We start from the raw sequence: 13,261 nt of genomic DNA on the forward strand, positions 1-13,261 counted from the left end.
AAGTCCGTTTCTCGCGTTCCGATTTTTCATGGCTCCTACCGAACAAGCGCTGCTCCAAGCCCTCAAGACCGTCGTCGATCCCCATACGGGGCGTGACTTCGTCAGCACCAAAGCCTTGAAGAACCTGCGCATCGACGGGGGGGAGGTGAGTTTCGACCTGGAGTTGGGCTATCCGGCCCGCAGCTGGGTGCCCAGCTTGCGCAAGCAGCTCATCGCCGCGGCCCGCACGGTGCCCGGTGTCGAAAACGTCAGCGCCAACATCACGAGCCGGATCATCGCCCATGCGGTGCAGCGCGGCGTGCAATTGCTGCCCAAGGTGAAGAACGTCATCGCGGTGGCCTCGGGCAAGGGGGGGGTGGGCAAGAGCACGACCACCGTCAACCTGGCGCTGGCGCTGGCCAGCGAGGGCGCCAGCGTGGGCATTTTGGATGCCGACATTTACGGCCCCAGCCAGCCCATGATGATGGGCATCCAGGGGCGTCCCGAGAGCTTGGATGGCCAGACCATGGAGCCCCTGGAGAACTACGGCGTCCAGGTGATGTCCATCGGCTTCTTGATCGAGCCGGACAACCCGATGATTTGGCGCGGCCCGATGGCCACCCAGGCCCTGGACCAGCTGCTGCGTCAGACGAACTGGCGCGATCTCGATTACCTGGTGGTGGACATGCCGCCGGGCACCGGGGACATTCAGCTCACGCTCAGTCAGCGCGTGCCGCTGACCGGTGCGGTGATCGTCACCACGCCGCAGGACATCGCGCTGCTCGATGCCCGCAAGGGCTTGAAGATGTTCGAGAAGGTGGGCGTGCCCATCCTGGGCATCGTCGAGAACATGGCGGTGCATGTGTGCCCCCACTGCGGCCACACCGAGCACATTTTCGGGGCCGATGGCGGTCGCAAGATGGCCGAGCAATACGGCGTGGACTACCTGGGGGCTTTGCCGCTGAACCTGTCGATCCGGGAGCAGGCCGACGCGGGCCGTCCCACCGTGGTCAGCGAGCCCGATGGCGAGATTGCGCGTTTGTACCTGGAGATGGCGCGCAAGGTGGCCGTGAAAATCGCCGAGAAGGCCAAGGACTACTCGTCCAAGTTCCCGACGATCGCCATTTCGAAGCACACCTGAGCGGAGCTGCGCATGACCTCATCCGCGCTGCAAACCCATCGCCTGGAGGTGGCCGTGGTGATGGAGCGCGAGCGTGCGCCCAATGTCTGGGAGGACTGGCGTTTCCGCGTGGTCGAGGTCGTGCCCCAGCAACCTGGTTTTGGGCAGGCTGCGCGTCTGTTGGTCGATGATGGGCGCTGGGCGCGTTGGCTCCATCCGGGCTTCGTGGTCGAGTTGTTCCGCGACGAGGCAGAGGGCTACCATCTGAACCTCAGTTCGGGCCAGCCGATGTGGTTCGTGATGTGGCGCTTGCACGCGGACGATGCTTCGCAAGCCTGCCCTGCGGCGGTGAGCCTGTCATACAACGAGGCGGGCCGCTGGCTCGACGCGCAAGAGCGCGTCGATGGCGTGCCCCTGCCGCCCGAGGTGGCGGCCTGGTTGCAAGCCTATACCGACGAGCATTACCGGCCCGAGCCCAAGAAGCGTCAGCGTCCGGTGTCTTTTCTGGGGCCGAGCCGGCGTGAACCGGGGGCGCACGATGGCTGAAGAAGGTTTTTTCGCGCGCTGGTCGCGGCGCAAGGCCCAGGCCGGCCAGGCGCCATCGGACGAGCGGCCGCTGCCGGCGCGCACCGCCGTGCCGCTGCCGGCGCCGCCAGCGGCCGCCGTTCCCGAGCCCAATGCACTCGAGCCCCGTGCGCCCGAGCCCCGTGCGCCTGAGGCGGTGCCGGAGTCTGCGCCGCCCACGCTGGAGGAGGCGCTGCGGCTGCAGCCGGGGGCGGACGTGTCTCGCTTCATGGCTGCCGATGTCGATCAGACGGTCCGGCATGCGGCGCTGAAAAAGCTTTTCGCCGACCCGCATTTCAACCGGATGGACGGGCTGGATGTCTACATCGAGGACTACACCCAGTTCACCCCGGTGCCGCAGGCCGTGCTGCGCCGTCTGGTGCAGGCGCAAGCCTTGGGGCTGTGGCGCGATGAGCGCACGTGGCCGCAGGGTTCCAAGGCAAAGCCCGATGGTGCCGACGGCGGCAACGTGTCACAGTGTGGGTCCGAGGCCATGTCAGAGCCTGCCGTCGATGCGGGCCGTGAGCCCCCCCACGATGAAAACCTTGATTTGCAGTTGCAATCGCACGATGCCGCTGGACGAAGCGGCCCTGAAGAGGGCGCTGAGCCAGGCGGGCATTGAAGCCGACTTGTCGGCCCACACGGTGCTGTGCCGGCGCGAGGCGGCGGCCTTTCAGCGAGCCGCCCGCAGCGGCGAGGAATTGTTGGTGGCCTGCACGCAGGAAAGCCGGCTTTTCCTGGAACTGAACGAGGCCACCGAGGGCGCGTTGCCGGTGGCCGAGCGGCCGATTCGCTTCGTCAACATCCGCGAGACCGCGGGATGGTCTGGCGATGCGGCGCAGGCCACACCGAAGCTGGCCGCCTTGATCGCAGCGGCGCAGTTGCCCGACCCGGCGCCCGTGCCCACGGTGAGCTACCGCAGTGCGGGTCGGTGCCTCGTGGTGGGGCCTGCGCAGGCCGCGCAGCGCGCCGCGGCGCTGCTGGCCGATGCGCTGGAGGTCACGGTCTTGGTGCAAGGGCGGGGCGAGGGCTGGCCGCAGCGTCGCCAGTACGTGGTGCATGCCGGTCGGCTCACCGGGCTGCGTGGCTGGCTGGGCGCCTTCGAGGCGAGTTGGACGACGGACAATCCGATCGATCTGGATTTATGCACGCGGTGCAATGCTTGCATCTCAGCCTGTCCAGAAGGGGCCATCGACTTCAGCTACCAGGTGGACATGGAGCGTTGCCGCGCGCATCGGGACTGTGTGCGTGTGTGCGAGGCCGCAGGGGCGATCGACTTTCAGCGCGAGGCGACCACGGTCACCGAGACCTTCGATCTGGTGCTCGACTTGGGCGATCGCCCCTGGCTGGCGATGCACCAGCCGCCGCAAGGTTATGTGCATGCCGGGCCCGACCCGGCGCGGCTGTGGCAGGCCGTGCTGACCTTGAAAGACTGGGTGGGCGAGTTCGAAAAGCCCAAGTTTTTCCACTACAAGCGCAAGTTGTGCGCCCACAGCCGCAACGAGAAGCTCGGCTGCCAAGCTTGCGTGGAGGTGTGCTCGGCCCGGGCCATCCGCTCCGAGTTGCATGACGGCGGAGGCATTTTCGTCGAGCCGCACCTATGCGTGGGGTGCGGGGCTTGCACCACGGTGTGTCCCAGCGGCGCGCTGGCCTATGCCTATCCCGACACGGTGGATCAGGGCCGCCGCCTGCGCACGCTGATTTCGACGTATTTGAAGGCCGGTGGCCGCCATCCGGCGCTGTTGCTGCACAGTGAGGGGGCTGGCGCGCGGCTGGTGGAGGACCTGGGCCGCGCTGCGCGGGTCGATCCGGCGCTGCACGGCGTGCCGGCCCGGGTGCTGCCGGTGGCGCTGTGGCACACCGCCAGCGTGGGGCTGGATCTGTGGTTGGCGGCCGTGGCGTATGGAGCGGCCCAGGTGTGGGTGCTGCTGACCGACGAGGAAGCGCCTGAATACCGGGAAGCGCTGGCGGCGCAGGCGGCGCTGGCCAACGCCATTCTGAAGGGCTTGGGCTTCGACGGCACGCCGGTGGCGCTGATCGAAGCCCGCGACGCGCACGACCTGGCCGCGCTGGATCGAGCCCTGCGAGCGCCGGCCGGGCGCTCGGTGCGGCAGCCGGCGACTTTTGCCACCCAGGCGGACAAGCGGGTCACGCTGGACTTGGCGCTCGATCATCTGCTGGCCCAGGCTCCGCAACCGGTGGACGAGATCGCCCTGCCGCGAGCGGGCGCGCCGTTTGGCACCGTGGTGCTGGATACGGACAAGTGCACGTTGTGCCTGAGCTGCGTGGGCGCCTGCCCCGAGGGCGCCTTGGTCGACAACCCCGAACGGCCCCAGCTCAGCTTCATCGAGAAGCACTGCGTGCAGTGCGGCTTGTGCGAGACCACCTGTCCCGAGGGGGCGATCACGTTGCAGCCGCGCTTGTGGCTGGCCGACGGCGGCAAGGCTCGCAAACAGGCCCGGGTGCTGCACGAGGTGGAACCCTATCGCTGTGTGCGCTGTGGCAAGCCGTTTGGCACGCTCAAAGCGGTGGAATTGATGATCGGCAAGCTGGCCGGCCATGCGGCTTTCCAGGGCCCGGTCTTGGAGCGCTTGCGCATGTGTGGCGATTGCCGCGTCATCGATTTGTACAGCCAGCCTGATGAAGTGAGGATCACCGACCTATGAACACCACGGTGATGGCCTTTGCTGCTGCCGGCGATGCCGAAGAGTTGGCGCGTGCCGAGATGTACGGGCTGCTGGCGCGGCTGTTCATGGCGGCCCCGGATGAGGCGTTGTTGCGGCAGTTTGCCGTGGCGGTGACGGACGCGTCGGTGGAGGGGGCGTTCCTGCAGCCTCCCTGGGAGGCGCTGGTGGCCACGTTGCGCGAGTCCACGCCGGCGGAAGTGGCCGAGGAATACGATGCGCTGTTCCAAGGTGTGGGCAAGCCCGAGGTCTTCCTGTATGGCTCGTATTACTTGGCTGGCTTTCTCAACGAAAAGCCACTGGCGGCGCTGCGGCAGGACCTGGCGGCCTTGGGGCTGACCCGTGACGAGACCCGCGGCGAGACCGAGGACCACGTGGCTTACGTGTTCGAGGTGATGCGCTATCTGATCGTTGCAGACGATGCGGCGGTGTGCAACCTGGAGCAGCAACGGCGTTTCTTCCGCGCCCATGTGCAACCCTGGGTGGAGTCCCTGTGCGATGCGTTGGCCGCGCACCCGCGGGCCCGGGTCTACCGTGCCGTGGCCGACTTGACGCGCGCCTTCATGCAGGTGGAGACGCAGGGGTTCGACCTGATCGAGTGAGGCGGGTCATCGGCGTGTCACGGACCTGACGCCGTGACGTCACGCGGGGGCCTCACGATGTGGGCTCATGCGATGGATCCCGCCCACCGAGTTTTTCCAGCCGCAGGCTGCGCCAGCGGCGGTCGAAGCGCCCGAAGTCCGTAGGGCGCACTCGCCGGCACCTGCTCCTGCGAAGCCGCAGGATGACGGCTCATTGAATGTGCGCACGGTCTTCATTTCGGACCTCCATCTGGGCACCCCGGGGTGCCAGGCCACGGCCTTGCTGGACTTTTTGCGCGCCGTGGAGTGCGAGACGCTGTTTCTGGTGGGCGACATCATCGATGGCTGGCAGCTGCGTCGCCAGTGGTACTGGCCGCAAGCCCACAATGATGTGGTTCAAAAGCTGCTGCGCAAGGCCCGCAAAGGCACGCGAGTGATCTACATTCCCGGCAACCATGACGAGTTCGCTCGCCGCTACGCCGAGCACAACTTCGGCGGTGTGGAGGTCGTGCAGGATTGGGTGCACGTCACCGCGGACGGTCGGCGCCTGTGGATCACGCATGGCGACCTTTTCGATGGAGTCATTCAGTGCGCCAAGTGGCTCGCTCACGTGGGCGATTCGCTGTATGAGTTCACGCTGCGACTCAACCGCCATCTCAACAGCATGCGCGCCCGGCTGGGGCTGCCGTACTGGTCGTTGTCGAAGTACCTCAAATTCAAGGTCAAGCGGGCCGTGAGCTATGTCAGTGACTTCGAGGACGCGCTGGCCCGTGAGGCGCGCAAGCGTGGCGTGGACGGGGTGGTGTGTGGACACATCCATCATGCCGAGCTGCGCGACATCGACGGGGTGCTCTATGCCAACGATGGCGACTGGGTCGAGAGCCTCACGGCCGTGGTGGAGCATGCCGACGGCCGCTTGGAGATCGTCGATTGGGCCGCGCGCATGCGTGCTCGGCAGCGCCCAGACTCGGCCGTGGCAGCGGGTGTGTCGCCGACGCTGGTGTGAGCGGCTGTCGGGGGCAGGGCGTGTCGTTTCAGTGTCACGTGCCGGTCATATACTGAATCGATGAGTTCCGATTTCGCCCCTGTGTTGTCGATGGAGCGTGTGGCCTCGGGCGCGGCGGCGCCCGGCACGCCTGCATCTGGCCTGAAGCTGCTCAACCGCGAACGGGCCATCCTGGAGTTCAACCGTCGCGTGCTGGCCCAGGCGCGCCGCCCTGACGTGCCCTTGCTGGAACGCTTGCGCTACATCTGCATCGTCTCATCCAACCTGGATGAATTTTTCGAGGTGCGCTTCGGCGACTATCTGGAAGCCGCGCGCCGGCCCGGCGGTGGGGTGTCCGAGCACGACTTGGCCGAGGTGGCTGCGGCCGCGCACGAGCTCATCGATAGCCAGTACGCGGTGTTCAATCAGGAGGTGATGCCTGCACTCAAGCGTGAGGGCATCATCATCCTGAACCATGCCGAGCGTAACGAAGCCCAGCGTCGCTGGGTGGATCGCTTCTTCCAGCGGCAGGTGCGTCCGCTGTTGGTGCCGATGGGCCTGGATCCGGCGCATCCCTTTCCGCAGGTGGCCAACAAGTCGCTGAATTTCATCGTCAAGCTCGGCGGCAAGGATGCCTTCGGACGCGACAATTCGATTGCCATCGTCAAAGTGCCGCGTGTGCTGCCGCGCGTGATCCGCCTGCCGCAGGAGCTCACCGATGGGAAGCAGGCTTTCGTGCTGCTGTCCAGTGTGATCCGTGCGCACTTGGAGGACTTGTTTCCGGGGCGCACGGTCGAGGCCTTTTCGCAGTTTCGCCTCACGCGGGATTCCGACTTGGCGGTCGACGAGGAAGACGTGACCAATTTGCGTCAGGCATTGCGGTCTTCGCTCAGCGCTCGCCACTTCGGCCAGGCCATTCGCTTGGAGGTCGTCAGCACTTGCCCGCCCGAGCTGTCGAGCTTCCTGCTGCGGCAGTTTGGCCTGCCCGAGGCGGCGCTGTACCGGGTGGACGGGCCGGTCAACCTGGTGCGGCTCAATCAGCTCATCGATCAGGCCGATGCGCCCCATTTGCGCTTCCCGGTCTTCGAGCCGGCCTGGCCGCGGGAGCTGCCGCGGCAGCTGTCGATGTTCGAGCGTCTCAAGCGCGGCGACGTGTTGCTGCACCATCCCTTCGAGTCTTTCGAGCCGGTGGTGCAATTCCTGCGCGAGGCCGTTCACGACCCGGATGTGCTGGCGATCAAGCAGACGATCTACCGCACCGGCAGCGAATCGGTGCTGATGGATTTGCTGATCGAAGCGGCCCGGCGGGGCAAAGAAGTGATGGCGGTGGTCGAACTCAAGGCGCGTTTCGACGAAGAAGCCAATATCAACTGGGCCGAACGCCTGGAGGCCGTGGGGGCCCAGGTGGTCTATGGCATCGTGGGCTTGAAAACCCACGCGAAGCTGCTGTTGGTCACGCGCCGCGAGGAAGGCCCCCGCGGGCCGGTCTTGCGCCGCTATGCGCACTTGTCCACTGGCAATTACAACCCCAAGACGGCGCGCCTGTACACCGACATCGGCTTCCTGACGGCCGATGCCGAATTGACGGCCGATGCCGACTTGGTGTTTCAGCAGTTGGCCAGCCTCACGCGGGTACGCAGCCCGCGTCATCTGCTGATGGCGCCGTTTAGCCTGCACAAGCAGATGCTGCGTCACATCGAACAAGTGGCCGAGGCCGCGCGCAGCGGTGCGCCGGCACGCATCGTGGCCAAAATCAATGCGCTGACGGACGTGCCCTTGATCGAGGCCTTGGTGCAGGCGGCGCAGGCCGGCGCCAGCATCGACCTCATCGTGCGCGGGGCCTGCATCTTGCCGCCTGGGGTGCCGGGCTATTCCGAACGCATCCGCGTGCGTTCCGTGGTGGGACGCTTCCTCGAGCACAGCCGGCTGCTGTATTTCCGCTGGGGCGCGTCGGATGACCAGGAAGTCTTGTATCTGTCCAGCGCCGACTGGATGAGCCGCAACATGTTCCGCCGCATCGAAGTGGCCTGGCCGGTGCGCGACGCCGCGCTGCGCCAGCGCTTGATCGACGAGTGCCTGATGCCCTACCTGCTGGACGCCCGCGACGCCTGGGTCCAACACCCCGACGGACACTACGAGCGGGTCGGCACCGACGGCCCCAGTGCTCAGCAAGCGCTGATGCTGCGCTACACGCCCGCCGGCTGAAGGGAGCAAGATGGATTTGATCTTGTGGCGCCATGCCGAGGCCGCGCTGGCCCGGGCCGATCAGGACGACTTGGCGCGCCCCCTCACGCCCAAGGGGGAGCGCCAGGCCGCGCGGATGGCCGAGTGGCTCAATCAACGGTTGGCGCAATCCACCCGCATCCTCGTGAGCCCGGCGCTGCGCACCCAACAGACGGCCGAGGCCTTGGGGCGGCCCTTCCGCACCGTGGCCGCGCTGGCCCCCGAGGCGGACGTCGAGTCCGTGCTGCGCGCGGCCCGCTGGCCCGATGCCGCAGAGCCGGTGCTCATCGTGGGCCATCAACCGGTCTTGGGCCAGGTGGCTGCGCAATTGCTGGCCGGCGTGGAGCAGTCCTGGTCGGTCAAAAAGGGTGCGGTGTGGTGGCTGCGCCGGCGCGAGCGCGACGGGCGACCGACCGTGGTGCTGCAGGCGGTGCAGTCGGTGGACTGTCTCTGACGAGCCTCGAACGACCGTTTGGCGGGCCCCTTTGGGGGCGACCCTTTTCGGTGCCATTTTTCGGGCGCCACTTTTCGGGCGCCACTTTTCGGGCGCCACGTTTTGGCGCCCTTTTTGGGCGCGCATGGCCGCGCCTCGATGGCTGACCGGGCCTGGGTCGGGCGGCATGCTTGCCTGGGCCCCGGGCGCAACCCGGATGCGAAAGATCGACACCTGTGTGCCCAGGGGACACAAAAATATTGATTGAGGTTACGAATGAGAACGATTACTATTACGGATTGTGCTCAAGAAGTTTTCGTTTCCTTCCGTGTCCTGTCGTCCCGGGTCCTGTTTGAACGCTTTGCGCCGCGGCACGACGGGTTCGATGTGCTTGCTGGCGGTGTGTCTGGGAGTGGTCTCGTGGCCGGCTGCGGGAAAGGCGCAGCCACTGACGGCGGCGTTGGAGGCCATCGTCGTGACGGGAACGCGCACCGAAAGGTCGGTCGATGAGACCCCGGTGCGCACCGAGGTGGTGGGCTCCGAGGAGTTGCGCCGCACGCATGCACGCACGCTGAAGGACGCCTTGGAAAACCTGCCGGGCGTGCAATTGCGAGAGATCCACGGCAAATCGGGCTACGAATTGTCGATGCAGGGCTTGGGCAGCGACCAGGTGCTGGTGCTGGTCGATGGGCTGCCCTTGACGGCCAGCACCGGCTCCACGGTCGATCTCAGTCAGTACTTGCTCACCGATGTCGAGCGCATCGAGGTGGTCAAGGGGGCGGCCTCGGCGCAGTACGGCAGCTCGGCGATGGGCGGGGTGGTGAACGTGATCACCCGCGGCATCGCGCCCGGGCGCAGTGGGTTCGCGGTGGTCGATGGCGGCACTCGCGGGCGGCAGAACCCCTCGGGCCGCAGCGCGGACCTGGCGCAGCGCCACCTCCAGGTGGGCGTGCAAGGCGGCAGCCCGCAGTGGCGGCTGCGTGTGGTCGGTGATGTGTTGGATGACCAAGGCTTCGCGGTGGATCCGATGGCCTGGGCGCGTCAAGGCGACGCCGTGCAACGGGCCCAGGCGGGGGTGCGTCTGGCCTGGCATCCCTCGGATCGAGCGCAAGCGTGGTTGGACGCCAGCCATTACCGCGAAGACGCCGAGAAACGCTATGACTACTATGTGCCTCCGCGTCTCGTGCCGCAGCGCAAGGCCGAGGAGGCCTCCCGGGATCGGCTGGCCGCGGGGGCGCGATGGGCGCTCGAGGGCGGCTGGGGCTTGGACCTGCGCGGGGTGCACGAGCGCTACCGTGCCTACACGGGGTCTTATTCCGACGCCACGCTGACGGGCCAACGCCAGGCGGAGCTGGATTTGAGCCACCTGGGCGGCCAGATCGACATGCCGGCTTGGGGGCGCCAACGTTGGCAAGTCGGCTTCGACCTGCACCGTGAAGGTTTGTCGCAAACCCACAATGGACGCTCGGAGGTGGTGCTGGACGGGCGCGTGGAGCGTCGCAGTCACGAGGTCTTCGTGCAGAACGACATCCTGCTGGACGACCGCTGGGAGTTGCTGCTGGGGCTGCGGTGGCAGGACGATTCCGACTTCGGCGGCCATGCCGCGCCCAAGCTGAGCGTGCGCCGTCGGCTCGGGGGGCAGGGCGACTGGCGTGGCAGCCTGCGCGCCAGTGTGGGTCAGGGCTACCGGGTGCCCAATCTGAAAGAGCGCTTCTACTTGTTCGACCACAGCGCCTTGGGGTACCGGGTGATCGGCAACCCCGACTTGCGCCCCGAGTCGTCCACCAGCGTGCAGCTGGGGGCCAACGCGCAGATCGGCCCTCGGCTGTCGTTGGATCTGAACCTGTTTCACAACCGGGTGCGCGACCTCATCCAGACCGACCTGGCGCGTGCGGTCGTGATCGATGGGGTGGCGCAATACACCTATCGCAACGTGGCGCGCGCTCGCACGCAAGGGGTGGAGGCCGGCATGCAGTGGCAAGCCTTGCCCGCGTTGCGCGTGCAGGCGGCCTACACCTACACGAACACCCGGGATGTGGACAGCGGCACCGAGCTCACGCGCCGGCCGCGCCACATCGCGCGCCTGGGGGCGGACTGGGCCCTGAGCGATCGGCATGAATGGTCGCTGCGCATGCGCCATCAAAGCGACGAATTGGCCGACACCGCCAGCGGGGCGCGTTCGCCGGCCTGGAGCGTCTTGGATCTGCGCCTCAATCACACAGTGCGCCCCGGCTGGACGCTGTTCGCCGGGGTGGACAACGTCTTCGATGTCCAGCGCGACTTCACCCAGGCCCAGGACTTCAGCCCGGCGTCCGGCCGCTTCGTCTACCTGGGTGTGCGGATGAGCCTGGCCCCCCAACCCTGAGCTGCCTAGGAGTTTTGCCCATGCCTCATGCCTTCGACCGCTCGCTGCCGCTGGTCTGCGCCTGCGCGATTCTCGCCGCCTGTGGCGGGGGCGGCGGTGCACAGGAGGACAGCTCGCCGACGCCGACCACGTCCTTCACCCAGCAGGCCACCTGGGCCGTCACGCTGCCGGCCAGCGGCAGCTCGGTGTGCTACGACTTCAACGCGCGTGCCGAGGTCGCCGGCTGCGCCGGCAATGCCTGGGATTTGAAGCTGACCGTAGGCTCGCGCGGCAGTGCCAGCTTGTGGACCAACAGTGGCACCAGCGGCACGGGCGCCGGCGGGGCGTTCGGCGGGCCCTTCGATCACACCTGGACGGAACTGCAGTCTTACACCGATGCCACCACGCTGCCGGCCACGGTGTTTCGTGCCGACGGTGCCAGCGGGGTGTTTTCCGGCAGCAATGGCATCCAGTCCGCCGCCTTCGAATATGGTGTGGGCGGCAGCAACGACCATTTGCTGTATCCCAACTTCCGGGTGTTTCTGATCACCACCAATGCGGCCTCGGCCGATGCCGTAGGCACCGAGACATCGCCGGTGTTTGCGCTACAGATCACGGGCTATTACGGTGGGGCGGGCGGCACCACTTCGGGCTATCCCTCGTTCCGCTGGGTCGATCGGCGAGACCCGTCCATGGTGCATGAGGCCACCGTGGACGCGCGGACGGGCTGGGTGTATTTCGACCTCGTCCAGCGCCAGCTCAGCAGTGAAACCGGTCCTTGGCACATCGCCTTCAACCGCTACAACGTCAAGCTCAACGGCGGCAGCTCCGGCAGCGGCAATGTCGCGGGCTTCATCGGGCGCACGCCGGCGGGCTTCTATGACGCCAACGGCGCCCCCATCGCGGCCAAGTTTCAATCGCAGACCGTGGCGGCCGACACCTTGCCGGACTTGCAGGCCAGCGACCTGAGCACGCCATCGAGCGCCAGCGCCTGGGTGCGGGACACCTTGGCCTCGGCCCTCAATCCCGCGGTCCGCGGCAGCTACCCCAACTCGTTGGACTATGGCTGGTATGTCTATCACCCAACGGCTGCGTCGGCCCAAGCGGCCGGTCTGCCTGCGGTGGCCCACTTGCTGCAGGCTCAGCCCGAGCGCGGCACCTTGTTGCGTGGCGGCGAGGGCAACACCTTTGCTCGCATGCGTTTGCGCTCGATCGTGTATGCCGACCCGAACAATGCCAGCAGTGCCCAGACCTGGACCTTCGAGTTCGACGTCCAACCCGCGCGTTGAGTCTCGCTTTTGGAGTTGCCCATGGATGCCATGATCCGCATGATCGACCTGCGCGCCCGGCACGACCGACTGGTGGCCGAGCAGCCCCGCTTGCGCATGCGCGAGCGGGCCGCGGCCTTGCAGGTGAGCGAGGCCGAGTTGGTCGCGGCCGATTGCGGCCTGAGCTCTTACGAGCTGGACGCGACGCCGCAGACCCTCTTGCGTGCACTGCCAGCGCTGGGCCCGGTGATGGCGCTCAGCCGCAACGATGCGTGTGTGCATGAGCGCCATGGTCGCTACGAGGACGTTCGCATCGATGGGGCCGTGGGCCTGGTGTTGGGGCCGGACATCGACCTGCGCATCTTTTTCGAGCATTGGGTGTACGCCTATGCGGTGATCGAGAACGAGCGGCACAGCTTGCAGTTCTTCGATGCCGCAGGGGTGGCCGTGCACAAGACTTACCGCACCGCCGCGACCGATGCACGCGCCTGGGACGCGCTGGTGGCCCGTCATGCCCTGGAGCACAAGCGGCCGGTGCAGCCGGCTGCGCTGGCGCCGCTGGACGAGGCCGACACACCGCAGGACCCGGCGGCCTTGCGGGCTCACTGGTTGGGCTTGCAAGACACCCATGAGTTTTATCCGATGCTGCGCCGCTTCAAGGTTTCGCGCTTGGGCGCCTTGCGCGCGGCCGGCGCCGATCTGGCGCAGCCGGTGGACCACGGGGCCGTCGAGCGCACCTTGCACATCGCCGCGGCCTCAGCCTTGCCCCTCATGTGCTTCGTGAGCAACCGCGGCATCGTGCAAATCCATACCGGCCCGGTGCAGCGTTTGCTGCGCACCGGCCCTTGGTTCAATGTGCTCGATGAGCGCTTCAACCTGCATCTGGACACCACGGCCATCGCCTCGTGTTGGGTGGTGAACAAGCCCACCCGCGATGGCTGGGTCACCTCGCTGGAAGCCTATGCGGCCGATGGCCGCTTGATCGTGCAGTTCTTTGGTGCGCGCAAGCCAGGCCAACCCGAGCTGCCGGCTTGGCGCCGGCTGCTGGCCGATCTGTGCCCCCAACCGCTGGCAGCCTGA

At 66.9% G+C, this 13,261-nt stretch carries 11 protein-coding genes; all 11 read left to right on the plus strand.

The window, feature by feature from the left end; all coding sequences use genetic code 11:
* Positions 1 to 28 precede the first annotated feature (28 nt).
* On the plus strand, positions 29 to 1,120 hold the full coding sequence (gene apbC / locus F615_RS0104300; protein ID WP_019559944.1) for an iron-sulfur cluster carrier protein ApbC: 1,092 nt from the start codon (positions 29 to 31) through the stop codon (positions 1,118 to 1,120).
* Positions 1,121 to 1,132: 12 nt separating this feature from the next.
* Positions 1,133 to 1,645, plus strand: coding sequence for a DUF3305 domain-containing protein (locus tag F615_RS0104305; protein ID WP_019559945.1), 513 nt, complete (start codon positions 1,133 to 1,135; stop codon positions 1,643 to 1,645).
* The gene (locus F615_RS17750) at positions 1,638 to 2,285 is read left to right on the plus strand and encodes a DUF3306 domain-containing protein (protein WP_019559946.1); all 648 of its coding nucleotides are present in this window, start codon (positions 1,638 to 1,640) and stop codon (positions 2,283 to 2,285) included. Before F615_RS0104305 ends, F615_RS17750 begins: the two co-directional genes overlap by 8 nt.
* Positions 2,200 to 4,329 (plus strand): 4Fe-4S binding protein, encoded by a 2,130-nt coding sequence (locus F615_RS0104315; protein ID WP_245558316.1) that lies wholly within the window; start codon positions 2,200 to 2,202, stop codon positions 4,327 to 4,329. Before F615_RS17750 ends, F615_RS0104315 begins: the two co-directional genes overlap by 86 nt.
* Positions 4,326 to 4,949 (plus strand): TorD/DmsD family molecular chaperone, encoded by a 624-nt coding sequence (locus tag F615_RS0104320; RefSeq protein ID WP_019559948.1) that lies wholly within the window; start codon positions 4,326 to 4,328, stop codon positions 4,947 to 4,949. Before F615_RS0104315 ends, F615_RS0104320 begins: the two co-directional genes overlap by 4 nt.
* A gap of 67 nt (positions 4,950 to 5,016) precedes the next feature.
* Positions 5,017 to 5,934, plus strand: a complete 918-nt coding sequence (locus F615_RS17755) for a UDP-2,3-diacylglucosamine diphosphatase (protein WP_083932392.1) — start codon at positions 5,017 to 5,019, stop codon at positions 5,932 to 5,934.
* 90 nt (positions 5,935 to 6,024) lie between these two features.
* Positions 6,025 to 8,118, plus strand: a complete 2,094-nt coding sequence (ppk1, locus tag F615_RS0104330; RefSeq protein WP_019559950.1) for a polyphosphate kinase 1 — start codon at positions 6,025 to 6,027, stop codon at positions 8,116 to 8,118.
* A gap of 10 nt (positions 8,119 to 8,128) precedes the next feature.
* The gene (gene sixA, locus F615_RS0104335) at positions 8,129 to 8,590 is read left to right on the plus strand and encodes a phosphohistidine phosphatase SixA (protein ID WP_019559951.1); all 462 of its coding nucleotides are present in this window, start codon (positions 8,129 to 8,131) and stop codon (positions 8,588 to 8,590) included.
* A gap of 331 nt (positions 8,591 to 8,921) precedes the next feature.
* On the plus strand, positions 8,922 to 10,934 hold the full coding sequence (locus F615_RS0104340; protein WP_245558317.1) for a TonB-dependent receptor plug domain-containing protein: 2,013 nt from the start codon (positions 8,922 to 8,924) through the stop codon (positions 10,932 to 10,934).
* A 20-nt stretch (positions 10,935 to 10,954) separates the two neighbouring features.
* Positions 10,955 to 12,202, plus strand: a complete 1,248-nt coding sequence (locus tag F615_RS0104345; RefSeq protein ID WP_019559953.1) for an HmuY family protein — start codon at positions 10,955 to 10,957, stop codon at positions 12,200 to 12,202.
* A 21-nt stretch (positions 12,203 to 12,223) separates the two neighbouring features.
* Positions 12,224 to 13,261 carry a hemin-degrading factor gene (locus F615_RS0104350; protein WP_019559954.1) on the plus strand — a complete coding sequence of 346 codons (1,038 nt, stop codon included), beginning with the start codon at positions 12,224 to 12,226 and terminating at the stop codon, positions 13,259 to 13,261.

Source organism: Caldimonas manganoxidans ATCC BAA-369 (genome assembly GCF_000381125.1).
GTDB classification, from domain to species: domain Bacteria; phylum Pseudomonadota; class Gammaproteobacteria; order Burkholderiales; family Burkholderiaceae_C; genus Caldimonas; species Caldimonas manganoxidans.